Annotated in this window: 40 protein-coding genes and 1 other RNA gene; 40 read left to right on the top strand and 1 reads right to left on the bottom strand. The window is 58.3% G+C overall.

Annotated features, from left to right (window positions below; all coding sequences use genetic code 11):
* Positions 1 to 43: 43 nt before the first annotated feature.
* The 40 genes from ACPV0M_RS08010 to ACPV0M_RS07815 all read left to right on the top strand — a co-directional run bounded on the left by ACPV0M_RS08010 (position 44) and on the right by ACPV0M_RS07815 (position 22,049).
* Positions 44 to 295 (top strand): L7Ae/L30e/S12e/Gadd45 family ribosomal protein, encoded by a 252-nt coding sequence (locus tag ACPV0M_RS08010; RefSeq protein ID WP_425620143.1) that lies wholly within the window; start codon positions 44 to 46, stop codon positions 293 to 295.
* Between the two features lie 72 nt (positions 296 to 367).
* The gene (gene rpsL, locus ACPV0M_RS08005) at positions 368 to 742 is read left to right on the top strand and encodes a 30S ribosomal protein S12 (RefSeq protein WP_425620142.1); all 375 of its coding nucleotides are present in this window, start codon (positions 368 to 370) and stop codon (positions 740 to 742) included.
* 12 nt (positions 743 to 754) lie between these two features.
* Positions 755 to 1,225: a 30S ribosomal protein S7 gene (rpsG, locus tag ACPV0M_RS08000; RefSeq protein ID WP_425620141.1), complete on the top strand. Its 471-nt coding sequence runs from the start codon at positions 755 to 757 to the stop codon at positions 1,223 to 1,225.
* A 27-nt stretch (positions 1,226 to 1,252) separates the two neighbouring features.
* Positions 1,253 to 3,322, top strand: a complete 2,070-nt coding sequence (gene fusA, locus ACPV0M_RS07995) for an elongation factor G (RefSeq protein WP_425620140.1) — start codon at positions 1,253 to 1,255, stop codon at positions 3,320 to 3,322.
* 69 nt (positions 3,323 to 3,391) lie between these two features.
* A complete protein-coding gene (tuf, locus tag ACPV0M_RS07990; protein ID WP_425620139.1) occupies positions 3,392 to 4,594 on the top strand; it encodes an elongation factor Tu in 1,203 nt (400 codons plus the stop codon).
* A gap of 10 nt (positions 4,595 to 4,604) precedes the next feature.
* Positions 4,605 to 4,913: a 30S ribosomal protein S10 gene (gene rpsJ, locus ACPV0M_RS07985; RefSeq protein ID WP_425620138.1), complete on the top strand. Its 309-nt coding sequence runs from the start codon at positions 4,605 to 4,607 to the stop codon at positions 4,911 to 4,913.
* 137 nt (positions 4,914 to 5,050) lie between these two features.
* Positions 5,051 to 5,680, top strand: a complete 630-nt coding sequence (gene rplC / locus ACPV0M_RS07980; protein WP_425620137.1) for a 50S ribosomal protein L3 — start codon at positions 5,051 to 5,053, stop codon at positions 5,678 to 5,680.
* Between the two features lie 48 nt (positions 5,681 to 5,728).
* Positions 5,729 to 6,352 (top strand): 50S ribosomal protein L4, encoded by a 624-nt coding sequence (gene rplD / locus ACPV0M_RS07975; protein WP_425620136.1) that lies wholly within the window; start codon positions 5,729 to 5,731, stop codon positions 6,350 to 6,352.
* Complete coding sequence (rplW, locus tag ACPV0M_RS07970) at positions 6,352 to 6,639, top strand: 50S ribosomal protein L23 (protein ID WP_425620135.1); 288 nt, start codon at positions 6,352 to 6,354, stop codon at positions 6,637 to 6,639. The genes rplD and rplW overlap by 1 nt, the downstream gene beginning before the upstream one ends.
* Before the next feature lie 16 nt (positions 6,640 to 6,655).
* A complete protein-coding gene (gene rplB / locus ACPV0M_RS07965) occupies positions 6,656 to 7,483 on the top strand; it encodes a 50S ribosomal protein L2 (RefSeq protein ID WP_425620134.1) in 828 nt (275 codons plus the stop codon).
* Between the two features lie 15 nt (positions 7,484 to 7,498).
* Entirely contained in the window at positions 7,499 to 7,783 is a 285-nt protein-coding gene (gene rpsS, locus ACPV0M_RS07960) for a 30S ribosomal protein S19 (protein ID WP_425620133.1), read from the top strand.
* Between the two features lie 12 nt (positions 7,784 to 7,795).
* The gene (gene rplV, locus ACPV0M_RS07955) at positions 7,796 to 8,137 is read left to right on the top strand and encodes a 50S ribosomal protein L22 (RefSeq protein ID WP_425620132.1); all 342 of its coding nucleotides are present in this window, start codon (positions 7,796 to 7,798) and stop codon (positions 8,135 to 8,137) included.
* Positions 8,138 to 8,141: 4 nt separating this feature from the next.
* Complete coding sequence (gene rpsC, locus ACPV0M_RS07950; RefSeq protein WP_425620131.1) at positions 8,142 to 8,798, top strand: 30S ribosomal protein S3; 657 nt, start codon at positions 8,142 to 8,144, stop codon at positions 8,796 to 8,798.
* Between the two features lie 3 nt (positions 8,799 to 8,801).
* On the top strand, positions 8,802 to 9,239 hold the full coding sequence (rplP, locus tag ACPV0M_RS07945; protein ID WP_425620130.1) for a 50S ribosomal protein L16: 438 nt from the start codon (positions 8,802 to 8,804) through the stop codon (positions 9,237 to 9,239).
* A gap of 10 nt (positions 9,240 to 9,249) precedes the next feature.
* Positions 9,250 to 9,429, top strand: a complete 180-nt coding sequence (rpmC, locus tag ACPV0M_RS07940) for a 50S ribosomal protein L29 (protein WP_425622163.1) — start codon at positions 9,250 to 9,252, stop codon at positions 9,427 to 9,429.
* A gap of 12 nt (positions 9,430 to 9,441) precedes the next feature.
* Complete coding sequence (rpsQ, locus tag ACPV0M_RS07935) at positions 9,442 to 9,702, top strand: 30S ribosomal protein S17 (RefSeq protein WP_425620129.1); 261 nt, start codon at positions 9,442 to 9,444, stop codon at positions 9,700 to 9,702.
* An 18-nt stretch (positions 9,703 to 9,720) separates the two neighbouring features.
* Positions 9,721 to 10,089, top strand: coding sequence for a 50S ribosomal protein L14 (gene rplN, locus ACPV0M_RS07930; RefSeq protein WP_425620128.1), 369 nt, complete (start codon positions 9,721 to 9,723; stop codon positions 10,087 to 10,089).
* A gap of 56 nt (positions 10,090 to 10,145) precedes the next feature.
* On the top strand, positions 10,146 to 10,472 hold the full coding sequence (gene rplX, locus ACPV0M_RS07925; RefSeq protein ID WP_425620127.1) for a 50S ribosomal protein L24: 327 nt from the start codon (positions 10,146 to 10,148) through the stop codon (positions 10,470 to 10,472).
* A 51-nt stretch (positions 10,473 to 10,523) separates the two neighbouring features.
* The gene (gene rplE / locus ACPV0M_RS07920; protein WP_425620126.1) at positions 10,524 to 11,066 is read left to right on the top strand and encodes a 50S ribosomal protein L5; all 543 of its coding nucleotides are present in this window, start codon (positions 10,524 to 10,526) and stop codon (positions 11,064 to 11,066) included.
* Between the two features lie 13 nt (positions 11,067 to 11,079).
* Positions 11,080 to 11,265, top strand: coding sequence for a type Z 30S ribosomal protein S14 (locus ACPV0M_RS07915; protein WP_425620125.1), 186 nt, complete (start codon positions 11,080 to 11,082; stop codon positions 11,263 to 11,265).
* 13 nt (positions 11,266 to 11,278) lie between these two features.
* Positions 11,279 to 11,674: a 30S ribosomal protein S8 gene (gene rpsH, locus ACPV0M_RS07910; protein ID WP_425620124.1), complete on the top strand. Its 396-nt coding sequence runs from the start codon at positions 11,279 to 11,281 to the stop codon at positions 11,672 to 11,674.
* A 21-nt stretch (positions 11,675 to 11,695) separates the two neighbouring features.
* Positions 11,696 to 12,238 (top strand): 50S ribosomal protein L6, encoded by a 543-nt coding sequence (gene rplF / locus ACPV0M_RS07905; protein WP_425620123.1) that lies wholly within the window; start codon positions 11,696 to 11,698, stop codon positions 12,236 to 12,238.
* Between the two features lie 17 nt (positions 12,239 to 12,255).
* Positions 12,256 to 12,621, top strand: a complete 366-nt coding sequence (gene rplR, locus ACPV0M_RS07900; RefSeq protein WP_425620122.1) for a 50S ribosomal protein L18 — start codon at positions 12,256 to 12,258, stop codon at positions 12,619 to 12,621.
* An 18-nt stretch (positions 12,622 to 12,639) separates the two neighbouring features.
* On the top strand, positions 12,640 to 13,146 hold the full coding sequence (rpsE, locus tag ACPV0M_RS07895; protein WP_425620121.1) for a 30S ribosomal protein S5: 507 nt from the start codon (positions 12,640 to 12,642) through the stop codon (positions 13,144 to 13,146).
* Between the two features lie 3 nt (positions 13,147 to 13,149).
* Positions 13,150 to 13,332 (top strand): 50S ribosomal protein L30, encoded by a 183-nt coding sequence (gene rpmD, locus ACPV0M_RS07890; RefSeq protein WP_425620120.1) that lies wholly within the window; start codon positions 13,150 to 13,152, stop codon positions 13,330 to 13,332.
* A 16-nt stretch (positions 13,333 to 13,348) separates the two neighbouring features.
* The gene (rplO, locus tag ACPV0M_RS07885) at positions 13,349 to 13,789 is read left to right on the top strand and encodes a 50S ribosomal protein L15 (RefSeq protein ID WP_425620119.1); all 441 of its coding nucleotides are present in this window, start codon (positions 13,349 to 13,351) and stop codon (positions 13,787 to 13,789) included.
* Positions 13,790 to 15,067, top strand: coding sequence for a preprotein translocase subunit SecY (secY, locus tag ACPV0M_RS07880; protein ID WP_425620118.1), 1,278 nt, complete (start codon positions 13,790 to 13,792; stop codon positions 15,065 to 15,067).
* Positions 15,068 to 15,081: 14 nt separating this feature from the next.
* Positions 15,082 to 15,828: a type I methionyl aminopeptidase gene (gene map, locus ACPV0M_RS07875; RefSeq protein WP_425620117.1), complete on the top strand. Its 747-nt coding sequence runs from the start codon at positions 15,082 to 15,084 to the stop codon at positions 15,826 to 15,828.
* Between the two features lie 14 nt (positions 15,829 to 15,842).
* A complete protein-coding gene (locus tag ACPV0M_RS07870) occupies positions 15,843 to 16,130 on the top strand; it encodes a KOW domain-containing RNA-binding protein (protein ID WP_425620116.1) in 288 nt (95 codons plus the stop codon).
* On the top strand, positions 16,124 to 16,342 hold the full coding sequence (infA, locus tag ACPV0M_RS07865) for a translation initiation factor IF-1 (RefSeq protein ID WP_425622162.1): 219 nt from the start codon (positions 16,124 to 16,126) through the stop codon (positions 16,340 to 16,342). Before ACPV0M_RS07870 ends, infA begins: the two co-directional genes overlap by 7 nt.
* A gap of 19 nt (positions 16,343 to 16,361) precedes the next feature.
* Positions 16,362 to 16,475, top strand: coding sequence for a 50S ribosomal protein L36 (rpmJ, locus tag ACPV0M_RS07860; RefSeq protein ID WP_425620115.1), 114 nt, complete (start codon positions 16,362 to 16,364; stop codon positions 16,473 to 16,475).
* A 14-nt stretch (positions 16,476 to 16,489) separates the two neighbouring features.
* Positions 16,490 to 16,861: a 30S ribosomal protein S13 gene (rpsM, locus tag ACPV0M_RS07855; RefSeq protein WP_425620114.1), complete on the top strand. Its 372-nt coding sequence runs from the start codon at positions 16,490 to 16,492 to the stop codon at positions 16,859 to 16,861.
* Between the two features lie 12 nt (positions 16,862 to 16,873).
* Entirely contained in the window at positions 16,874 to 17,260 is a 387-nt protein-coding gene (rpsK, locus tag ACPV0M_RS07850; protein ID WP_425620113.1) for a 30S ribosomal protein S11, read from the top strand.
* 11 nt (positions 17,261 to 17,271) lie between these two features.
* The gene (gene rpsD, locus ACPV0M_RS07845; RefSeq protein WP_425620112.1) at positions 17,272 to 17,901 is read left to right on the top strand and encodes a 30S ribosomal protein S4; all 630 of its coding nucleotides are present in this window, start codon (positions 17,272 to 17,274) and stop codon (positions 17,899 to 17,901) included.
* A 30-nt stretch (positions 17,902 to 17,931) separates the two neighbouring features.
* Positions 17,932 to 18,879 carry a DNA-directed RNA polymerase subunit alpha gene (locus tag ACPV0M_RS07840; RefSeq protein WP_425620111.1) on the top strand — a complete coding sequence of 316 codons (948 nt, stop codon included), beginning with the start codon at positions 17,932 to 17,934 and terminating at the stop codon, positions 18,877 to 18,879.
* A 13-nt stretch (positions 18,880 to 18,892) separates the two neighbouring features.
* Positions 18,893 to 19,231, top strand: a complete 339-nt coding sequence (gene rplQ, locus ACPV0M_RS07835) for a 50S ribosomal protein L17 (RefSeq protein WP_425620110.1) — start codon at positions 18,893 to 18,895, stop codon at positions 19,229 to 19,231.
* 118 nt (positions 19,232 to 19,349) lie between these two features.
* Complete coding sequence (truA, locus tag ACPV0M_RS07830) at positions 19,350 to 20,093, top strand: tRNA pseudouridine(38-40) synthase TruA (RefSeq protein WP_425620109.1); 744 nt, start codon at positions 19,350 to 19,352, stop codon at positions 20,091 to 20,093.
* Between the two features lie 189 nt (positions 20,094 to 20,282).
* On the top strand, positions 20,283 to 20,735 hold the full coding sequence (smpB, locus tag ACPV0M_RS07825) for an SsrA-binding protein SmpB (protein ID WP_425620108.1): 453 nt from the start codon (positions 20,283 to 20,285) through the stop codon (positions 20,733 to 20,735).
* Between the two features lie 4 nt (positions 20,736 to 20,739).
* Positions 20,740 to 21,094, top strand: a transfer-messenger RNA (tmRNA) gene (ssrA, locus tag ACPV0M_RS07820).
* Positions 21,095 to 21,191: 97 nt separating this feature from the next.
* Positions 21,192 to 22,049: a DUF6920 family protein gene (locus tag ACPV0M_RS07815; protein WP_425620107.1), complete on the top strand. Its 858-nt coding sequence runs from the start codon at positions 21,192 to 21,194 to the stop codon at positions 22,047 to 22,049.
* A gap of 103 nt (positions 22,050 to 22,152) precedes the next feature.
* Here the strand turns inward: ACPV0M_RS07815 and ACPV0M_RS07810 are convergent, their stop codons facing one another.
* Positions 22,153 to 23,448: a glutamate-5-semialdehyde dehydrogenase gene (locus tag ACPV0M_RS07810; RefSeq protein ID WP_425620106.1), complete on the bottom strand. Its 1,296-nt coding sequence runs from the start codon at positions 23,446 to 23,448 to the stop codon at positions 22,153 to 22,155.
* Positions 23,449 to 23,770 lie beyond the last annotated feature (322 nt).

Below are 23,770 nucleotides of genomic sequence, written 5' to 3'. Positions count from 1 at the left end.
GCTATTATTTTTAAGTGCGTGAATCTTGGAGGGAGGATTTGCCGTGCCCTTCGAGAGGCTTACAACCGCGCGTCGTAAAACTGTGGGAACCAAACAAACCTTAAAAGCGGTGCAGCGTGGGCAAGCGAAAGTCGTATTTGTGGCCCAGGACGCCGAGGCACATGTAAGTGTTCCGCTGATTCAGGCCTGCCAGGTAAAAGGCATCCCAATCGTCGAGGTGCCGACGATGAGGGAACTGGGCAAACTCTGCGGGATTCTTGTAAACTGTGCTTCAGCGGCGGTCATAGAAGATTAGTAATCTTGCCCCTTACCAAACATGTAAGGGGCATATTTATCAGTCCCAATCTTGTATGGAGGAGGTGGAAGGATGCCGACTATCAACCAGCTTGTGCGTAAAGGGAGAGAAACCATCGCGCAGAAGTCCGCTTCTCCGGCGCTGAAGGAATGCCCGCAGAAGCGCGGGGTCTGCACGCGCGTTTATACGACCACACCCAAGAAGCCCAATTCAGCGCTGCGTAAGGTGGCCCGTGTCCGTTTGACCAACGGGTACGAAGTGACCAGCTACATCCCTGGTATCGGGCACAATCTGCAGGAGCACTCGGTTGTACTGGTACGCGGGGGCAGAGTCAAGGACCTCCCCGGTGTGCGCTACCACATCGTGCGCGGGGCGCTGGACGCCGCCGGCGTACAGAACCGCAACCAGGGACGTTCGAAGTACGGAGCAAAGAGGCCCAAGAAATAAGGGGGGAAACATGTGCCGCGCAGAGGACCCATCGGCAAGCGTGACGTCCTTCCGGACCCCGTATACGGCAGCAAGAGGGTTACCAAGCTGATCAACCAGATCATGCTGGACGGGGAGAAAAGCGTTGCCGAATCGATAGTCTACGGCGCCTTCGACGAGATCCGCGAGAAGACGGGTAAGGATCCGCTTGAGGTTTTTGAACAGGCGATGAAGAATGTCATGCCGATCGTCGAGACGCGTCCCCGCCGTGTCGGCGGCGCCAACTACCAGGTTCCGGTCGAGGTTCGCCCGGAGCGCAAGCAGACCCTGGCTGTCCGTTGGATCACCAATTTCGCGAGGGCGCGCGGCGGCAAGACCATGCGGGAGAAGCTCGCCGCCGAGATCTTGGATGCCGCCAACGGGACGGGCGGATCGGTTAAGAAGAAGGAAGACACCCACAAGATGGCCGAAGCCAACAAGGCTTTCGCGCACTACAGATGGTAGGCGTAATATTTTAGGAGGTTTTGGGTAATGGGGCGCCCGTGGCCGCTTGAACGGACACGCAACATAGGTATAATGGCGCATATCGATGCCGGCAAGACGACGACCACCGAGCGCATCCTGTTTTACACCGGCAAGGTGCACAGGATCGGCGAAGTCGACGACGGCGCCGCGACCATGGACTGGATGGTCCAGGAGCAGGAACGGGGTATCACGATCACCTCGGCGGCGACGACGTGCTTCTGGCGTGATCACCGCATCAACATTATCGATACGCCAGGGCACGTGGACTTTACGATCGAGGTAGAGCGCTCGCTGCGCGTCCTTGACGGCGCTGTGGCCGTGTTTTGTTCTGTCGGCGGGGTTGAGCCCCAGTCCGAGACTGTTTGGCGGCAGGCCGACAAGTATGGCGTGCCGCGTATTTGTTACGTCAATAAGATGGACCGCATCGGAGCCGATTTCTTCGAGGTGCTCAAAGCCATCCGCGAAAAACTCGGGGCCAACCCGGTGGCCATCCAGCTGCCGATCGGTGCGGAGGACCGCTTCCGGGGGATTATCGACCTGGTCGACAACAAGGCTCTTTTCTATGACGACGACCTGGGCAAGAAGATAAGGGTGACCGAGATCCCCGCGGAAATGGCCGAGCTTGCCGCCGAGTACCGCGAGAAGATGCTCGAAGCGGCCGCCGAGGCCGACGAGGAATTGATGGCCAAATACCTCGACGGCGGGGAACTCTCCGTGGACGAGATCAAGGCGGGCCTGCGCAAGGCCACGGTGACGGTAAGCATCGTCCCCGTGCTCTGCGGATCGTCGTTTAAGAATAAGGGCGTACAGCCTTTGCTTGACGCCATCGTCGACTACCTGCCCGCCCCCACGGACGTGGCCGAAATCGTCGGCGTGGTGCCGGACACCGGTAAAGAAGAGAGAAGAAGGACCAGCGATGACGAGTCTTTCGCCGCCCTGGCCTTTAAGATCATGGTTGATCCCTATGTCGGGAAGCTGACCTTTTTCAGGGTTTATTCCGGCACCTTGAAATCCGGATCTTATATTTATAACTCGTCCAAGGGCAGGAAAGAGCGGATCGGCCGCCTCCTTTACATGCACGCCAACCAGAGCGTCGACGTGGACGCCGTATATGCCGGCGACATCGTCGGGGCTGTCGGACTTAAGTTTACGACGACCGGCGATACTCTATGTGAGGAAAGTAAACCCATCATCCTCGAGGCCATGGATTTCCCGGAACCCGTCATTTCGGTCGCCATCGAGCCGAAGACCAAGGCCGATCAGGATAAGATGGGCATCGCCCTGCAGCGTCTGTCTGAGGAAGACCCCACCTTTAGGGTCTGGACCGACGAGGAAACGGGGCAGACTATCGTCGCGGGAATGGGCGAGCTCCACCTGGAGATCATCGTGGACCGGCTCCTGAGGGAGTTTAAAGTCCAGGCTAACGTGGGACGCGTCCAGGTTGCCTATAAGGAAACGGTAACCAGGACCGTCAGAGCTGAAGGAAAGTTCATCAGGCAGTCGGGCGGACGCGGGCAATACGGCCACGTCGTCCTGCAGGTGGAACCGCTGGAGCGGGGAGCCGGCTTTGTCTTCGAAAACAAGGTCGTCGGCGGGGCGGTACCCAAGGAGTACGTCCCGGGCGTCGAGGCCGGGGTAAGGGAAGCCCTGAACAGCGGAGCACTGTCCGGGTATCCGGTGATCGACGTTAAGGTTACCCTCCTCGACGGCTCTTATCACGCCGTCGACTCGTCCGAAATGGCTTTTAAGATTGCGGCTTCGATGGGCTTCAAAAAGGCGGTTGAGGAAGCGAAACCCGTCCTTCTGGAGCCGGTAATGAAGGTCGAGGTCGTCGTTCCCGAGGAGTATACCGGGGATGTCATCAGCGACCTCAATGCCCGCAGGGGGCACATTGACGAAATGGAAATGAGGGGCAGGCTGAGAGTGGTGCAGGCGAAAGTGCCGCTGGCCGAGATGTTCGGTTACGCTACCGATATGCGTTCCCGGACGCAGGGCCGCGGAACTTACACAATGCAGTTTTCCCACTATGCGGAGGTGCCCCCGAACATTGCCGAAAAGATTATGAAGCATTACTAATACCGGGTAGTGCAAGAGTTTCTAAAACTTTCAAAAATAAACCTAAACCAAGATTAAGGAGGAAGACCCATGGCGAAAGCCAAATTTGTGCGCACCAAGCCCCACGTAAACATTGGAACCATCGGTCACGTCGACCACGGCAAGACCACCCTGACGGCGGCGATCACCCTGATCCTGTCCAAGTACGGTCAGGCCACCTACAAAAAGTATGACGAAATCGACGCGGCGCCGGAAGAAAAGGCCCGCGGCATCACCATTAACACCGCCCACGTCGAATACGAGACCGCCAAGCGCCACTACGCGCACGTCGACTGCCCCGGGCACGCCGACTACATCAAAAACATGATCACCGGCGCGGCCCAGATGGACGGCGCCATCCTCGTCGTTTCCGCCGCCGACGGTCCCATGCCGCAGACCAGAGAGCACATCCTTCTGGCCCGCCAGGTTGCCGTGCCTTCCATCGTCGTCTTCCTGAACAAGGCCGACATGGTCGACGACCCCGAACTTCTCGAACTCGTCGAAATGGAAGTCAGGGAACTCTTGAGCAACTACGAATTTCCCGGTGACGACACGCCCGTCATCGCCGGTTCGGCTTTAAAAGCCCTTGAATGCGGCTGCGGCAAAAACGAATGCGACGCCTGCGCCCCCATCCTCAAGCTCATGGACGCCGTCGACGAATTCATTCCCACCCCCGAGCGCGACGTCGACAAGCCCTTCCTCATGCCCGTGGAAGACGTCTTCTCCATCACCGGGCGCGGCACCGTCGGCACCGGCAGGGTCGAGCGCGGCAGGGTCAAGACCGGCGACGAAGTCGAGATCGTCGGCTTCATGGAGAAACCGCGCAAGACCGTCGTGACCGGCGTGGAAATGTTCCGTAAAATCCTGGACGAAGCCGTGGCAGGCGACAACGTAGGTTTGTTGCTCAGAGGCGTCGACCGCAAAGAACTCGAGCGCGGTCAAGTCCTGGCGAAGCCGGGGAGCATCAAGCCCCTCACCGAGTTTTCGGCCGAGGTTTACGTCCTGACCAAGGAAGAGGGCGGGCGGCACACCCCGTTCTTCAACGGCTACCGTCCCCAGTTTTACTTCCGGACCACCGACGTCACCGGCGTCATCAAGCTGCCGGAGGGCGTGGAGATGGTCATGCCGGGCGACAACATCCGGGTGGACATCACCTTGATCACGCCGATCGCCATCGAGGAAGGTTTGCGTTTCGCCATTCGCGAGGGCGGCCGGACCGTTGGTGCCGGTGTCGTCACGGCCGTCAAGGCATAGGAGGGATACGATGCCCAGACAGAAAATCCGGATCCGCCTGAAGGCTTTCGACCACGGCATGCTGGACCAGTCCGCGGCGAAGATCGTTGAAACGGCCAAGCGTACCGGAGCGAGCGTGGCCGGTCCCATCCCGCTGCCGACCGAAAAGAGCATCTACACGATTCTCCGGTCGCCGCACAAGGATAAGGACTCGCGGGAGCAGTTCGAAATCCGGACCCACAAGCGCTTGATCGACATTCTCGAACCGACGCCGAAGACGGTTGACGCTTTGATGCGCCTGGACCTGCCCGCCGGCGTTGACATCGAGATCAAGCTGTAACGCAGCAGGCGCTGCGCGCCTGCTTGGCAGTAAGCGATAGGCGTTAGGCATTAAGACTTAAGCAACCACGGGTCTGGCCTGAGACTGTTCTAACGCTTAGTGCTCAGTGCTTAATGCCATTGTTTGGAGGTGTAAAGATGGCCAAGGGAATTCTCGGGCGTAAGCTCGGGATGACGCAGCTCTTCACTCCGGAAGGGCTGGTGGTCCCCGTGACTTTGATAGAAGCGGGCCCCTGTACCGTCGTACAGAAGAAAACGGTTGACCGCGATGGCTACAACGCCATCCAGATCGGCTGGGGCGAGGTGCGCGAAAAAAAGGTCACCAAGCCTGTCCGCGGGCACTTTGCCAAGGCCGGGGTCAAGCCGAAGAAGTACCTGCGCGAGCTGCGGGTCAATGACGTAATGGAGTACAAGATCGGCCAGGAGATAAAGTGCGACATCTTCAACGCCGGCGAAATGGTCGACGTTACCGGGACCAGCAAGGGCCGCGGGTTTGCCGGAGGTATTAAAAGACATGGTTTCCACCGCGGGCCGATGGGGCACGGCTCCAAGTATCACCGCCGGCCCGGCTCGGCGGCGGCCAAAGGCCCGGCCCGTATTTTCAAGGGTCGCAAGATGCCCGGCCATTACGGTGTGGAAAGAGTCACCGTGCAGAATCTCGAGGTTGTCAAGGTTGATCCGGAGCGCAACCTTCTGGCTGTAAAAGGTGCGATTCCCGGCCCTGCCAACGGCCTGGTTTTTGTGCAGGAAGCCGTTAAGAACAGGTAAGGGAGAATTTTCGTTTTTTAATGGCATCCAAGGAAAGGAGGAGCGGTCGTGCCTACAGTAGCAGTCGTTAACACCAACGGCGAACGGGTGGGCGAGATCGAGCTGAGCGAAGATATCTTCGGGCAGCCCGTCAACGAGGCGGTTCTGCACGAGGTGGTCGTGATGCACCTCGCCAACCGGCGCCGCGGGACACACGATACCAAGACCAGGGCCGAAGTCAGGGGCGGCGGAAGAAAACCCTGGCGCCAGAAAGGCACCGGTCGGGCGCGTCACGGCAGCATTCGCTCGCCCATCTGGCGGGGCGGCGGCATCGTCTTCGGCCCGCACCCGCGTGATTATAGCTACAGCGTACCGAAGAAAGTCAAGCGGGTGGCCCTTAAGTCCGCCCTTTCGGCTAAGGTTAAAGAGGGGAAGCTTATCGTCCTCGATACGTTGACCCTGGCTGAGCCCAAGACCAGAGAAATGATCGGCGTCATCGACAACCTCAAGGTTAACGGCGGCGCGTTGTTTGTGACCGCCGAACGGGACCTCAACGTGGAAAAGTCGACGCGCAACATCCCTGGTTTCAAGTCGTTAGAAGCGCGGCAGCTAAACGTCTACGACCTCCTGGATCACGACAACCTGGTGTTGACCAGGGACGCCGTGGCCCGCGTCGAGGAGGTGCTGGCATAATGAAGTACCCGTACGATATCCTGCGGAAGCCGCTGGTGACCGAGAAATCCATGTCGCTGACCGGGGAGAACAAGTACTCCTTCCTGGTCGATCCGAAGGCGAACAAGACCGAGATCAAACGCGCCGTTGAAGAGATCTTCAAGGTCAAGGTCGTGAAGGTCAATACCATGCGGCAGGTCGGCAAGGCCAGGCGCCGGCGCAACATCGTCGGCTACACGCCGGAGGTCAAGAAGGCCATTGTGACCCTTCGCGCGGGCGACAAGATCGAATTCTTTGAAGGCGTATAGGTAAGGAGGGAAACACGTGGCGACTAAGAAATTCAAACCCACCTCCCCAGGACGCCGATTTGTGACCGTTTCCGACTTTGCGGAAATCACGGCCGCCGAACCGGAAAAGTCGCTGATCCAACCCTTGAAGAGGACCGGCGGGCGCAACACCCAGGGGCGGCTGACCGTCCGCCACCAGGGAGGCGGGCACAAGCGCAAGTACCGAATTATCGACTTTAAGCGCGATAAGGACGGTATCCCGGCCAAGGTCGTAAGCATTGAGTACGACCCCAACCGCTCGGCCAACATCGCCCTGGTCAGCTATGCCGACGGCGAGAAGCGCTACATCCTGGCCCCGGTCGGTCTGCAGGTCGGGCAGACGATCGTCTCCGGCCCGGACGCCGACATCAAGGTGGGGAACGCTCTCCCGCTGCGCAACATCCCGGCCGGCACGCTCATCCACAACCTTGAGTATTATCCGGGCCAGGGAGCCAAGGTCGTCCGTTCCGCCGGCGGCGCGGCGCAGCTGATGGCCAAGGAAGGCGATTACGCCCACGTGCGCTTGCCGTCGGGCGAGGTCCGGCTGTTCAGCATGGACTGCAAGGCTACCATCGGCCAAGTCGGCAACCTCGAGCATGAGAACATCACGGTCGGCAAGGCGGGCCGCAACAGGTGGCTCGGCATTCGCCCGACCGTCCGCGGTGTCGTGATGAATCCGGTCGACCACCCGCACGGCGGCGGCGAGGGCCGCTCACCGATCGGGCGGGCGCCGGTGACGCCTTGGGGTAAACCGGCACTCGGCGCCAAGACACGGAAGAAGAACAAGCCCAGCGATAAGCTGATTGTTAAGCGGCGTTCGAAGTAAGAAAGGGGGTATACCATGGGTCGCTCACTGAAGAAGGGGCCTTACTGCAGTCCCAGGCTTCTGGTCCGTATCGAGGAAATGAACGCCAGGAACGAAAAGAGGGTTCTGAAGACCTGGTCCCGGCGGTCGACCATCTTCCCCCAGATGATCGGCCATACCATCGCTGTCTATGACGGCCGTAAGCATGTTCCTATTTACATTACGGAAGAAATGGTAGGACACAAGCTCGGCGAGTTTGCACCGACCCGTACCTTTAGAGGGCACGGGCATCACACCGAAAGATCCACGGCGCTGAAATAAGGGGGGTTCATCGTGGAAGCAAGAGCAGTAGCCAAGTACATCCGGCTCTCTCCCCGCAAGGTCCGTGAGGTTGTGGATCTGGTGCGCGGGAAGCAGGTGGACGAAGCGCTGAGCGTCCTCAAGTTCGTACCCAACAGAGGGGCTCAGGCCGTCGCCAAGGTTATCAAGTCTGCAGCGGCCAATGCCGAGAACAATCTGGAGATGGACCGTGGGGACCTCCGGATCGTGAAGGCCGTTGTCGATCAGGGTCCCACGCTCAAACGCATGCAGCCTCGTGCCTACGGCAGGGCCAATATCAGGCGGGTCCGCACCAGCCATATCACCGTCGTCGTCAGCGACGGAAAGGAGGGATAGGCGAATGGGGCAGAAGGTTGACCCGCGGGGGTTAAGACTGGGTATCGTCCGCGACTGGGACGCCAAGTGGTACGCGGATAAAAAGAATTTTTCCGATCTGCTTCTGGAAGACGTCAAGATCAGGAATTACATCAAGAAGAAGCTCTTTCCGGCGGGGATCGCCCGGGTTCAGATCGAACGGACGGCAAACCGGCTGCGCATAGGCATTCATACCGCCAAGCCGGGCATCGTCATCGGCCGCGGCGGGACCGAGGTCGAGGTCCTGCGCAAGGAACTCGAAGCGATGACCGGGCGGCAGGTGAACATCAATATCGTCGAGGTCAAGGTTCCGGAACTGGACGCCCAGCTCGTCGCCGAGAACGTGGCCGGCCAGATTGAAAGGCGTGTGGCTTTCCGCCGGGCGATGAAACAGATCGTCGGCCGGGCGATGAAGATGGGCGCCAAGGGCATCAAGGTTCAGGTCAGCGGCCGGCTGGCCGGAGCCGAAATCGCCCGCTCCGAATGGTACAGCGAAGGGAAGGTGCCGCTGCACACCCTGCGTGCCGACATCGACTACGGCATTGCCGAAGCCAAGACGACGCACGGCAAGATCGGCGTCAAGGTTTGGATTTACAAGGGAGAGGTTTTACCTGAAAAGGCTCCTCGCGAAGGAGGCAAGTAACCAATGTTGATGCCCAAAAGAGTGAAGTACCGCAGGCAGCATCGCCCCGACCTCGGGGGCCGGGCCAAGGCCGGTACCGAAATCGAGTACGGCGAGTTTGGCCTGCAGGCCACGGACGCTGCCTGGATAACGTCGCGACAGATTGAGGCGGCGCGTATCGCGATGACCCGGCACGCCAAGCGCGGCGGCAAGGTCTGGATCCGCATCTTTCCGGACCGTCCCATCACCAAGAAGCCTGCCGAAACCCGCATGGGGAGCGGCAAGGGTTCTCCGGAATACTGGGTTGCCGTAGCTAAACCGGGGCGCATCCTGTTTGAAATCGCGGGTGTCCCCGAGGAGACAGCCAGGGAGGCCCTGCGCCTCGCTTCGCACAAGCTGCCGTGCGGCACAAAAATTGTGAAACGTGAGGAAGTAGGTGAAGCCCGTGGCGAAAGTTCGTGAACTCTTTGAGATGACCGATGCTGAACTGAGAAAGAAGCTGGCCGATTCCAAGGAGGAACTTTTCCGGCTTCGCTTTCAGATGGCAACGGGGCAGCTCGATAACCCGATGCGGCTAAAGGAAGTCCGCCGCCGGATTGCCCGTTTGAACACCATCATGCGGGAAAGAGAACTGGGGATTAAGCGGGCGTAAGGAGGGATTGACGTGGAACAGCGTGCTTTACGCAAGACCCGGACTGGTACCGTGGTCAGCAACAAGATGGATAAATCAGTCGTCGTCGCCGTGGAGACTCTCGTCCGGCACCCCCTTTACGGGCGTATCGTCCGCCGGACCAAGAAATTCATGGCGCATGACGAGAAAAACGAATGCCAGATCGGCGACAAGGTCAAGATCGCCGAGACCCGTCCGTTGTCCGCGAGAAAGAGATGGCGCGTGGTTGAAATTCTGAAGCGGGCTCAAGCCTAAGCAAGGGAGGTGTAGGCCTTGATCCAGGTGCAAACAATGCTCAACACCGCCGACAATACCGGGGCCAAAAAGTTGATGTGCATCCGTATTCTGGGTGCAAGCTTCCGGCGCTACGCCTCCGTAGGGGATATCATCGTCGCGTCGGTTAAAGAAGCGGTACCCGGCGGCGTGGTGAAGAAGGGCGATGTTGTCAAGGCCGTTATCGTCCGGACGAAGAAGGAGCTGCGGCGCCCGGACGGCTCATATATCAAGTTTGACGAGAACGCAGCGGTAATCATCAAGGACGACAAGACTCCGCGTGGGACCCGTATTTTTGGACCGGTCGCCCGGGAATTACGCGAGAAGGACTTCATGAAGATCGTGTCCCTGGCGCCTGAGGTGCTCTAATCCGTAAAAGGATTCCTCAGGTTACCGCAGCGCGGTTGGTAAGGGAGGTTAACAGGATGGGAGACAACAAGATCCACGTTCGCAAGGGCGACACCGTGCTGGTCATTACCGGTAAGGACGCCGGCAAACGGGGCAAGGTGGTTTCCGTTGAGCCCAAGAGACAGCGTGTTGTTGTTGAAGGGGTCAACATCGTCAAGCGGCACACCAGACCGACCAGGAGCGTGCCACAGGGGGGAATCAAGGAAAAGGAAGCCCCTGTCCACGTTTCCAACGTGATGCTCCTGTGCTCCAAGTGCCATCGGCCTACCCGCGCGGCCAGGCGTGTGCTGGAAGATGGCACGAAAGTCCGTGTGTGCAAGCACTGCGGGGAAGTCCAGGGTTAACCCGGACGTTGCGCCCGCTGCACGAGCAGGTCTGGAAAGGGGGCTTGGATAGTGGCAAGGCTAAAGCAGAAGTACCTGGAAGAAGTCGTGCCGGCCATGAAGGAAAAGTTCGGCTACCGCAACGTAATGCAGGTGCCGAAGCTGGAAAAGGTCGTGATCAATATCGGTCTTGGGGAAGCCATCCAGAACGCCAAGGCCATTGACGCCGCGATAAATGATCTCAAGACCATTACCGGGCAGCGCCCCGTCGTCACCAAGGCCAAGAAGTCGGTAGCCGCCTTCAAGGTCCGTGAGGGGATGCAGATCGGGGTCAAGGTCACCTTGCGCGGCAGCCGGATGTACGACTTCGTCGACAAGCTGTTCAACGTGGCGCTGCCGCGCGTGAGGGACTTCCGGGGCATTCCGTCCAGGGCCTTCGATGGTCGCGGGAACTACACCCTCGGCATCAAGGAACAGCTGATCTTTCCCGAAATCGAGTACGACAAGGTCGACAAGGTCCGTGGCATGGATATCACACTCGTGACCACGGCCAAGACCGACGAAGAAGCGCGTGAACTATTACGGCTGATGGGAGCACCCTTTCAACCCCATTAAAGGAGGGTAGAACGTGGCCAAAAAATCTCTGATCGCCAAGCAAAAGCGGACTCCGAAGTTCCGTGTTCGCGAATATCACCGCTGTAAACTCTGCGGCAGGCCCCGTGCCTATATGCGTAAGTTTGGCATCTGCCGCATCTGCTTCCGCGAGCTTTCCTACAAGGGGCAGATTCCGGGGATCCGTAAGGCCAGCTGGTAAGGAGGTAGCGACAATGTTGACGGATCCGATTGCGGATTTTCTGACGCGCATCCGGAATGCCAACACCGTCTACCATGAAACCTGTGAGATTCCCGCGTCCGGTATTAAGAAGGCCATCGCTGGCATCTTGAAGGAAGAGGGCTTCATCAAGGATTACGAAGTGGTTGACGACGGCAAGCAAGGTATTGTCCGGATTTACCTGAAATACGGCCCGAACCGGGAAAGAGTGATTACCGGCTTGAAGCGCATCTCCAAGCCCGGTTTGCGGGTCTATGCCAAGAAGGACGACGTCCCGAAGGTGCTGGGAGGACTGGGCATCGCCATCCTGTCCACGTCGAAGGGCATTGTTACCGATAAGGACGCCCGGAAGCTGGGCGTTGGTGGGGAAGTAATCTGCTACGTCTGGTAGTTGCCGGGAGGTGAAATTGGCGTGTCGCGTATAGGCAAAAAACCTATCAACATTCCTCAAGGGGTCAGTGTGGAGATCAGCGGCAACACCGTTCGGGTCAAGGGCCCCAAGGGGGAGCTGACAAGGGAATTTCCACCGCGTATGCAAATCGCGCTGGTCGACGGCCAGCTGGTGGTCAACCGGCCCAGCGATGAGGATGAAGACCGTGCGCAGCATGGGCTGACGCGGGCCCTGCTGGCGGGGATGGTCGAGGGAGCGGCCAACGGCTTTTCGAAGACGCTCGAACTGGTCGGTGTCGGCTACCGCGCCCAGAAACAGGGCCAGAACGTCGTCATCAGTATCGGCTACTCCCACCCGGTTGAGTTTGCTCCGCCGCCGGGGATTGAACTCGAAGTTCCGGCCCCGACGAAGATAGTCGTTAAAGGCGCCGACAGGGAACAGGTCGGCATGGTCGCCGCCAACATCCGCAAGATTCGCGCGCCCGAACCGTACAAGGGCAAGGGCATCAAGTACGAAGGCGAGCGTATCCGCCGTAAGGCCGGCAAGGCTGGCGCTAAACGGTAAGTAGAGGAGGGCAGGTCTTGCTTAAGAAGATTAACCGCCATGCAACGCGCAACAAACGGCGCATCCGCGTGCGGAAGAAGATCTTTGGAACGGCCGAACGGCCGCGCTTGAATGTCTTTCGCAGCCTGAACCATATCTATGCCCAGATCATCGACGACGAGCGCGGGGTAACGCTCTGCGCGGCCTCCAGTCTTTCTCCGGAGCTTAAAGGCAAGGTTTCCGGGGGCAACGTGGAGGGCGCCCGTGCGGTAGGCGAGCTCATCGCCCGCGCGGCGCAGGAAAAGGGCATCAAGCAAGTGGTCTTTGACCGTGCGGGATATCTGTATCACGGCCGCGTCAAGGCCCTCGCCGAAGGCGCCAGGGCCGGTGGACTGGAATTCTAAGGAGAAGGGGGGAATGACGTGTCTAGAATAGATGCTTCAAAACTGGAACTTACGGAAAAAGTCGTCTTTATTAATCGCTGTGCCAAGGTTGTCAAGGGCGGCCGCCGCTTCAGTTTTTCGGCGCTGGTCGTCGTGGGCGACGGCCAGGGAATCGTGGGCGCCGGCCTGGGCAAAGCCGGTGAAGTTCCGGAGGCAATCAGAAAAGGAATCGAAGACGCTAAGAAGAACCTTATCAGGGTGCCCATGGTAGGAACTACTATTCCCCACGAAGTGGTAGGCGTTTTCGGGGCGGGCAAGCTCTTGCTGCGCCCGGCGGCACCCGGTACCGGCGTTATCGCCGGCGGGCCTGTGCGCGCCGTCCTGGAGCTGGCCGGCATCCGCGACATTCTGACTAAGTCTTTGGGCTCAAATAACGCCAACAACATGGTCCGGGCCACCCTTGAGGCCATTAAGCTCCTTAAGACGAAAGATAACGTGGGCCGCCTGCGCGGCAAGGAAATTACGCAAATCAGGCTGGGGGGCTAGAAGATGGCGAACTGTAAGATCACACTTGTCAGAAGCGTCATTGGTTCCAACGAAGAGCAGCGCGCCACCGTGCGCGCCCTGGGCCTGAAAAAGCTGCGTCAGTCGGTTATTAAGGAAGATACGCCGCAGATCAGGGGCATGATCAGAAAGGTCAGCCACCTGGTTAAAGTTGAAGAACTTGCGTAAGGGAGGTGTGGGCGAGTTGGATCTATCTAAACTTAGACCGGCAGCAGGTGCCCGCCGATTGCCCAAACGCAAGGGTCAAGGCATTGCTGCAGGCCAGGGCAAGACGGCCGGCCGCGGCCATAAGGGCCAAAAAGCCCGTTCGGGCGGGGGCGTCCGCCGGGGGTTTGAAGGCGGCCAGACCGCGATTTTCCGGCGCCTGCCCAAGCGCGGTTTCCATAACATCTTTAAGAAGATCTACTTCACTGTCAACTGTGGGGACTTAAACCGTTTCGAAAACGGAGCCGTCGTTACCCCTGAAACCCTGGTCGAGGCGGGGCTGATCAAGGGCAAGGGTGACGGGGTCAAGATTCTTGGCGACGGGGAACTGGCCAAGGCGCTTACCGTTCAGGCGCACGCCTTTTCGAAGGCTGCGGTCGAGAAGATTACCGCCGCCGGCGGCAAAGCCGAGGTGATTTAAGTGGCTGTCGGAACACAGTTCCTGGGAAGCCTGCAGCAGGCGCTCAAAGTCTCGGAGCTTCGCACGAAGCTGTTGTTTACCGTGGCGATGCTGCTGGTTTTTCGTATCGGCGCGCATATCCCCGTACCCGGTGTGAATCCGGACGCCATCGAGAAGCTGATCGCGAGCGGGGCGCTGTTCGGGTTCTTCGACGTGATTTCGGGCGGCGCCTTTAAGAACTTCGCCATCTTTGCCATGGGCATCATCCCGTATATCAACGCCTCGATTATCATGCAGCTTCTGACCGTGGTCATCCCCAAGCTGGAACGCCTGTCCAAGGAAGGGGAAGAGGGGCGTAAAAAGATTGTGCAGTACACCCGCTACGGGACGGCGATCCTGGCCTTCTTGCAGGGGCTCGGCATGTCCGTGGCTCTTAAGGGTTCGCTGGTGAACCCCGGGATCCTGTCGTACCTTTTTGTCGCTACCATCCTGACTGCGGGCACCGTCTTCCTGATGTGGCTCGGGGAACAGATCACCGAGCATGGCATCGGGAACGGCATCTCTCTGCTGATCTTCGCCGGTATCGTTTCACGCGTGCCGGCGGGCGCGGTGCGCATTTTCCAGTACCTTGATGCCGGGACGATCAACGTCTTGAGCATCATCGCCCTGATTATCATTGCCGTGCTGATCATCGGTGCCGTCGTCGCCGTTCAGGAAGGCCAGCGCCGGATCCCGGTCCAATACGCCAAGCGGGTTGTGGGGCGCAGGGTCTACGGCGGGCAGACGACGCACCTGCCGCTTAAGGTCAACCAGGCCGGTGTTATCCCGGTCATCTTTGCGTCGTCGATCCTTATTTTCCCGCAGCAGATCGCCGGGTACTTCCAGGGTAACGCTTTCGCCGACGCTTTCCTCCGCTATTTCGCCTGGGGGAGCTTCCTGCACACGACGTTTTACGCTCTGCTGATCATCGGCTTCACCTACTTTTACACGGCTGTGATCATGAACCCGGTCGACGTCGCCGACAACATCAAGAAGTACGGCGGGTTCATTCCCGGCCTGCGGCCCGGGCGCCCGACCGCCGAGTACATCAGCAAGGTGATGGCGCGGATCACTCTCGCCGGCGCTATCTTCCTGGCGCTGATCGCTATCTTGCCGAATTTCGTGCTGTTGGCGACCAAGATTCCGAACATCTACTTCGGCGGCACCGCCCTGCTGATCGTGGTCGGTGTGGCCCTCGATACGATGAAACAGGTTGAGGCGCATCTCCTGATGCGCAGCTATCAAGGTTTCATTAAATAAAAACGGCAGGAGAAATGATCACCAAGAAATCCACCCGCGAGCTTAGCTACATGCGTGACGCAGGACGAGTTGTTGCGGGGACGTTGCGGGAGATAGAGAAAGCGATAAGTTCGGGGGTGACGACCAAGGAATTGGACGACATCGCCGAGGACTTTATCACCAGGCAGGGCGCGCGTCCGGCTTTCAAAGGCCTTTACGGTTTCCCTGCCAGCATCTGCGCCTCTGTCAATGAGGAGGTTGTTCACGGGATCCCCGGTTTAAGGCCCCTGCGGAATGGAGATATTATCAGTATTGACGTGGGGGCGGAAATAAATGGTTACTTTGGTGACGCAGCGGCAACTTTTCCTGTGGGTACCGTAACGCAGGAGGCCCTTGATCTGATGAGAGTAACCGAGCAGGCGCTTTATGCCGGTATCGCGCAGGCGCGGGCAGGCAACCGCCTCACCGACATTTCGCATGCCGTTCAGACCCTGGTTGAGAAGCACGGTTTTGCGGTTGTACGGGATTATGTCGGGCATGGGATCGGAAGCAAGTGCCACGAGGAGCCCCAGATACCCAACTTCGGGCCGCCTGGAAGGGGTCCGAGGCTGGAAGCGGGAATGACCCTGGCCATTGAGCCGATGGTCAACGCGGGGACATACGAGGTTACGACGCTGTCAGACAAGTGGACCGTGGTTACGAAAGACGGCAAACTCTCGGCACATTTTGAGCACACAATCGCGATCACCGATGGCGAGGCCGAAATCCTCACACGCTTGTAACGGAGGTTATATCCGTGGAAGTCAGGAAGTTGCGTGCCGGCCAGGTGGTCAGGTCGGTGGCCGGCAGGGACGAAGGGCAGTTTTACATCGTCCTGGCGACTGTCGGCGACAATACGGTGTTGCTCACTGACGGTTTGCGCCGCAAGGTCGACCGTCCCAAGAGAAAGAACGTTAAGCATATAAAGATAGTGTCACACGCCGATGAGGAAATTAAAGCAAAGCTGGCTGAAGGTCTCAAGGTTACAGATGCTGATGTGCGGAAAATACTCCGGGGTTTCGTGGAGAAGGAGGGATGCTGGTGAAGCAGGACGTTATTGAGGTTGAGGGAAAGGTTATTGAACCCCTGCCCAATGCAATGTTCCGCGTGGAGCTTCCTAACGGCCATAAGGTGTTGGCGCATGTTTCGGGCAAGATCCGCATGAACTTTATTCGTATTCTGCCGGGTGACCGGGTAACGGTGGAGCTGTCCCCGTATGATCTCACCCGCGGCAGAATTGTGTACCGCTATAAGTAGCCACAAGGGGGCGTATCAGGTGAAAGTCAAGCCTTCGGTAAAGGTTATCTGTGAAAAATGTAAGATAATTCGCCGCAAGGGGCGGGTTATGGTTATTTGTGAAAATCCTAAACACAAGCAGCGCCAAGGATAGGAGGGTGAAGTTGTTTGGCACGTATTGCTGGGGTCGACCTGCCCAAGGATAAGCGGGTTGAGGTTGCTTTAACCTATATTTACGGCGTCGGGCTGTCTACGTCGCAAAAGATTTTGGCTCAGACGGGCGTCAATCCCGACACACGGGTGCGCGAGCTGACCGAGGACGAGGTTACCAGACTGAGGGAAGTCATCGAAAAGACGCTGAAAGTCGAGGGCGACCTGCGCCGCGAAGTGGCCCTGAACATTAAGAGACTCATTGAAATCGGCTCGTATCGCGGTCTTCGCCACCGTCGCGGCCTCCCTGTGAGGGGCCAGCGGACCCGGACCAACGCCAGAACGCGCAAGGGTCCCAAGAAGACCGTCGGCGTGCGCAGGAAGAAGTAAGGAGGTTGCTAGATGGCGCGTCGCGTAAGAACCAAGAAGAAGGAAAGAAAACACGTCGAGCAAGGTGTGGCGCATATCAAGTCCACCTTTAACAACACGGTGGTTTCGATCACCGACGTAAGGGGTAACGTAATCTCCTGGTGCAGCGCCGGACAGGTCGGTTTTAAGGGTTCCCGCAAGAGCACGCCGTTCGCTGCGCAGCTGGCGGCTGAAAAGGCGGCCCGCGAAGCGATGGAGCACGGCATGAAAGAGGTCGCGGTGGTTGTCAAGGGACCCGGCGCCGGCCGCGAGGCGGCGATCCGGTCGCTGCAGGCCGCCGGGCTCGAGGTCAGCTTGATCAAAGACGTTACACCCATTCCACACAACGGCTGCCGGCCGCCGAAGCGCCGGCGCGTTTAGGAGGTTCATTTATGGCACGATACACCGAAGCAAGATGCCGGCTTTGCCGTCGCGAAGGCACAAAGCTTTATTTGAAGGGCGACCGCTGTTACGGTCCCCGCTGCACCATCGACCGCCGGCCGACGCCCCCGGGGGCGAAAGCGCACGGGCGCAGGGCCAAGGCTACGGAGTACGGCATCCAGTTGCGCGAAAAACAAAAAGTCCGCCGCATTTACGGCATCCTGGAGACGCAGTTCCGCAACTACTTCGCCAAGGCTGAGCGCCAGCCCGGGATCACCGGCGACAACCTGCTCCGCCTGTTGGAACGCCGGCTGGATAACGTCGTCTACCGTCTGAACCTTGCCGGTTCGCGTTTCGAGGCCCGGCAGATGGTACGGCACGGTCATTTCCTGGTGAACGGGCGGAAGGTTGACATCCCTTCGTACCTTGTCAAGGCGAACGACGTCATCGCCGTCCGTGAAAGAAGCAAGTCTTCACCCCGGATTCAGGAGCTCTTGGAACGGGCTGCTGAGAATACGCCACCGGCATGGCTGGAATACGATGCGGCTAAAGCCCAGGGCCGGGTAGTAGCCTTACCGACCAGGGAGCAGATTGACATTCCGGTTAAGGAATCGCTGATTGTCGAGCTGTACTCCAGGTAGGCGGCTACCTTCCGATTGAGGGGGTTCGCGATGTTAGAGATTGAAAAACCGAAAATTGAGTGCGTGAAGATGGATCCCGAGGCCGGCTACGGGAAATTCGTGGTCGAGCCTTTAGAGCGTGGATTCGGTATCACCCTGGGGAATTCGCTGCGCCGGGTGTTGCTGGCGTCCTTGCCCGGAGCGGCCGTTACGGCGGTGAAGATCGACGGCGTGCTGCACGAGTTTTCCACCATTCCGGGGGTTCGGGAGGACGTAACGGAGATTATCCTCAACCTGAAGAACCTGCGCCTTAAATCATATGCCGACGAGGAAAGAACGATTCGCGTCGAAGCCGAAGGGCCCAGGGAGATCAAGGCCGGTGACATCATCACCGACCCTGATATCGAGATTTTGAACCCGGACCTGCACATCGCCACGCTTGCCGAGGACGTCAGGCTGTATATGGAACTGACGGTCGACAAGGGGCGGGGCTACGTCCCCGCCGAGAAAAACAAGCGCGGCGCGCACGTTATCGGCGTCATCCCTATTGATTCGATCTTCTCGCCTATCCGCAAGGTCAACTATTATGTTGACAAGACGAGAGTCGGGCAGGAGACGACCTTCGACAAGCTTACGCTCGAGGTGTGGACCGACAAGAGCATCCGTCCCGACGAGGCCGTCAGCCTGGCGGCGCGCATCCTTATGGAGCACTTGAAGCTGTTCGTGGGGCTCACTGAATCCGTCGGCAACGTCGAGATTATGGTCGAGAAGGAAGAGGAAAAGAAGAACAAGCTGCTCGAGATGCCGATTGAGGAACTCGACCTTTCTGTCCGTTCTTACAACTGCCTGAAGCGTGCAGGCATCAACACCGTTGAAGAATTGACGCAGAAGAACGAAGAAGAAATGATGAAGGTCAGGAACCTGGGCAAGAAGTCGCTCGAGGAAGTCGTGCGCAAACTTGCCGAACTCGGCCTCTCGCTGCGCAAGGACGAGGACTAAGGAGGGAACGGAATTGGGTTACCGGAAGTTGGGTCTCCCAACAGACCATAGAATGGCCGTGCTGCGCAATCTGGTCACATCCCTCTTGCGGGAAGAGCGGATAATGACCACGGAGGGGCGGGCCAAGGAAGCCCGCAGTCTTGCCGAAAAAATGATCTCGCTTGGCAAGCAGGGAGATCTCGCCGCCCGTCGCCAGGCCCTGAGCTTCCTGTATGACGAAGAGGTAGTCAAAAAACTGTTTAGCACTATCGCGCCCAAGTACGAGGGGCGCACGGGCGGTTACACCCGCATTATAAAGGCCGGCTACCGGCGGGGCGACGCTGCGCAGATGGTAATCCTGGAACTGGTGTAATTCCCGCTGTTAGCTGTCGGCTGTTAGACTGTTAAGGAAGTTTCACGATGGGGATTCCCCGGCGGGAATCCCATCTGACGGTAAAGCGCCGGGCAATAAGAGAGAAGTAACGCTGCGAATGCGCAACATTAAACTGGTGCTCGCTTATGACGGTACCGCCTACTGTGGTTTCCAGGTCCAGCGGGGGAGCGGGCTGCCTACCATCCAGGAAACGCTGGAAAAGTGTCTCGCCTCCCTGGCCCATACGGAGATCCAGGTTACGGCGGCGGGGAGGACCGACGCCGGGGTGCACGCCAGGGGCCAGGTTGTCAACTTCCATACCGGGACCTGGAACATTCCGACGGAGCGGATTGTTCCCGCTCTCAACAGCGTCCTGCCGCCGGATATCGCGGCCGTAAGCGCACAAGAGGTGCCGTTTGATTTCCATGCCAGGTACAGCGCCGTGTCCAAGACGTACTCCTATACGATTGACAACGGCCCTGTGCCTTCGCCTTTTTGGCGGTTCTACAGCTACTACGTGAGGCACCCGCTCGGCGAGGGGCGGATGAAGGCTGCTGCTGCTTTTCTGCTCGGGGAGCACGACTTCAGCTCCTTCCAGGCCGCCGGCAGGCCGGTAAAGTCGGCTGTCCGCACGATCTATAGAGCTGAAGTCACTCGCGACGGGCGCCTGGTCCGCCTGGAGATCGAGGGCAACGGCTTCCTGTACCAGATGGTACGCATCATCGCCGGTACCCTGATCCGGGTGGGTTTGGGCAGGTGGCCGCCGGAGAGAGTCGGCGACATCCTGGCCGCCCGGTCCAGGGCCGCGGCCGGACCGACCGCCCCGCCGCAAGGTCTGTGTTTGGAATATGTGAAATACTAGTATTTAGCATATTCCGATTTTTATTTCGGGTTTTCCAACGGTCAAACAGCTAAAAACCGATAGCGGTCAATCCGGTGCGGTATCATTCCAGTTTATGGTACCGCTATCTTGACAGAGTTAACATAACACCGTATCATGAGATGTGCAGCAGTATCGGCGGGAGGCGATGCGGAACGGAGTGATGCGGTAATGGCCGATAAGGTGGTCTGCGAAAACCGTAAAGCACGGCACGACTACTTTATCCTCGAAACCCACGAGGCCGGGATGGTGCTCACGGGCACCGAGGTCAAGTCACTCCGCGCCGGCAAGGGCAACCTGAAAGATAGCTTTGCCCGCGTCGAAAACGCCGAGCTGTGGCTGCACAACATGCACATCAGTCCCTACGAGCAGGGCAACCGCTTCAACCACGAGCCCAAGAGGCCGCGCAAGCTCCTGATGCACAAGGGAGAGATTATGCGGCTTCTGGGCAAGACGCGGGAAAAGGGCCTTGCTCTCGTGCCCTTGAAGGTCTACTTCAAGAACGGCAGGGCCAAAGTTGCACTCGCGCTGGTCAAGGGCAAAAAGCTTTACGACAAGCGCGAGGACATCGCCAAGCGGGAAGCCCAGAGGGAAATCGAGAGGGCGACCCGCGGAAAATACTAAAACCGGGGGCGACGTGGTTTCGACGGGGGAATTGATGGCAGGAGGAGCGAGCCGGGGTTGCTGCCAGCCCGAAAAACGGTGGCAAAGGCATAACTGCCGACAAGAACGAACTCGCCCTGGCTGCGTAAGTCAGCCAGCATCCTGCCGGCCTAAGCCTGCGTGGCCGGATCAGGGTGTCACATTAGCGGGCTAGCCCGGCGACCAATTCTCGGAGGTTTTCGGGGACACTCATCGAGATAGCTCCAACGGAGCCTGGCTGTGGGCGCCTGCGGAGCGAAACCTAAAGCACAGCCTGCGCTCGGAGAGCCTCTTGTGGTCATTCTTTCGGACGGTGGGTTCAACTCCCCCCGCCTCCACCAGAGAATGCAAACCGTGGTCCATATGAGGCGGCCACGGTTTTTTGTATTTAGCACTGTACACTGACTGAGTATCAGCGGGAGGTTTGCATAGGTAGGTATGAAGCTAACGATAGTCGCGGTGATCCTCATTGCGCTTGCCGCAGGTGTTGCCGGTGCCGTCATCTACGGCGTATCACGGTGGCAGGCAAAGAACGATGACTTCCGAGCAAAGCTGGAGACTGCACGGATATCCATAACGCCGACAACATACGACGCGCGAGAAATCGAAGGCCTGCCGTTGCCGGTGCAGCGGTACTTCCGCGCCGTGTTGCAGGATGGACAGCCGATTGTCGCTGTTGTGCGCTTGTCACAGCAAGGGCAGTTCCGAATAAGCGAGGCCGAGGACAGCTGGCGTCCATTTGAGGCGACCCAGATGATCACCACGTGCCCGCCAGGCTTCGACTGGGACGCACGCGTGAAAATGGCTCCCGGCGTGAAGGTGTTTGTCCAGGACGCCTACGGGGCGGGAACAGGGATCCTGCACGCAGCAGTGCTTGGCCTCGTCACCGTCGCGGCCATGCGCGGCACACCTGAGATGGCGCAGGGGGAACTGATGCGCTACCTCGCCGAGGGGCCTTGGTATCCAACGGCGCTGTTGCCCAGTCAGGGCGTGCGCTGGGAAGCAATCGACGATTCAAGCGCGCGCGCGACCCTCACAGATGGGGATGTCAGCGTGTCGATCGAGTTTTGCTTTGACGAGGAGGGGCTGATCACGACTGCGCGGTCTCAGTCTCGCTACCGCGCTGTCGATGGCGTCCTCCAACCAACGCCCTGGCAAGGTCGGTTTAGTGCCTACGCCAATCGGGCCGGTATGCGAATTCCCTTGGAGGGTGAGGTTAAGTGGCAATTACCGGACGGTCCCTTGCCGTATTGGCGCGGGCGCATCACGGAAATCGACTATCAATGGGCGCAATAGTCTCTGCTCCGAAAGGGACAGTAACAGAATAGGCCCGGCTCACACAGAGTTGTACCCGGGAAGGTCGTCGCATCTGTTCGACTAACATGCAGCATTCCACTTGTTATAGTGGAAATTCCCTGTTCATTTTTCTGTGCTTGAAGCTCCTTGAACGTTTGGCGTAGTCCTCGACAATGTGACCGTTTCCAATGAGCTTATACTTGTAGATAACCAGTCCCTCGAGGCCTACCGGACCCCTGGCATGAATCTTGCCCGTGCTTATCCCCACCTCGGCCCCGAATCCGTAGCGGAAGCCGTCACTAAAGCGTGTGGAACAGTTCCAGAAAACATTGCCCGAATCAACGTAGTCCATGAACCGCGCGGCTTTTTCCTTATCCCTGGTAATGATGCTGTCCGTGTGGCCGGAACCGTACGTATTGATGTGGTCAATGGCTTCGTCAAGCCCCGCAACCACTTTTACGGAAAGCTTGTAGTCAAGGTATTCGGTTTTCCAGTCGTCTTCCGAAGCCGGAGTCGCCGAAATGACCGCGCACGTTTTCGGACAGCCGATCAGCTCCACCTCTTTGCTCTCCAGCGCGTTCTTCAACGCAGGCAAAAAGTCTGCGGCTATCTTTTCATGCACCAGCAGGGTCTCCACCGCGTTACACACGGCCACGTACTGTGTTTTTGAATCCACGGCAATCTTTACCGCCATGTCAATGTCCGCATCTTCATCCACATAGCAGTGGCATATACCGTCCGCGTGGCCCATAACCGGAATTCTTGAGTGGTCCATGATATATCTGACGAAATCATTGGACCCTCTGGGAATGATGAGATCGATGTACTGGTCCATTTTGAGCATTTCGTTGACGTCTGAGCGTGTCTCCAGCAGCGCAAGCCAGTTGGCGGGAATGCCGGCTTCTTCCGTTGCCTTGACAATGACTTCGGCCAGGACGCGGTTGGTCTCCCTGGCTTCGGAGCCGCCTTTAAGCAGTACGCTGTTCCCGCTCTTCAGACAAAGGGTTGCAATCTGCACCAGGGCATCGGGCCTGGACTCAAAAATCACGCCGATTACACCTATCGGACAGGTCACCTTGTACAATTCCAGACCGTCGTCCAGTTCAGTGGAAAGCAGTGTTTTCCCTACAGGGTCGTCCAGGTCAATAAGGCTATGGATCCCGTCAACTACATCCTGGATCTTTGCCTCGTCGAATCTTAGCCTTTTTAATAGCGGGGCGGGGAGGTCTTCTTTTTCACTTCTCAATAAGTCTTCCCTGTTAGCTTTTATGATTTCTTCCTTGTTATGTTTTAGTGACTCAGCGATCTGAGCCAGGGCTCTATTCTTCAGTTCCGTTCCGGCTCCGGCCAGCTTTATGGAAGCTTCCTTCACCCGGCGCGCCAATTCATTCATGCTCATACCAATGCCCCCTTTCAAAATATCTTACTCTTCATGTCCTGCGTCTGGCTACCCGGTCCAGATTCTCTTGATCTCAACTTTAACAGCCAATGCCCTCACGGCTCCGCAGAGCTTTTGAGAATCAAGGATCGTTCCGGGATAGCCAGGTAGGCCACTCCAAGGACCACCGTCCGGAACGGGTGCAGATCATCGTCGGCACCTGGGAATCCATTGTGTAAAATTCTTGAGTCCATTATAATTTACGCTATTACCGCATACCACCGCAACTCCGTTTGATGCTGTCCGTAAGAATCCGGAACGGGTGTCCGAATTCACTTGAATG

The organism is Desulfosceptrum tomskiensis (assembly GCF_049818055.1).
GTDB lineage: Bacteria > Bacillota > Desulfotomaculia > Desulfotomaculales > JASEER01 > JBFLVT01.
The sequence above is the reverse complement of the archived record's forward strand: the minus strand, read 5'-3'. Positions and strand labels throughout refer to the sequence as shown.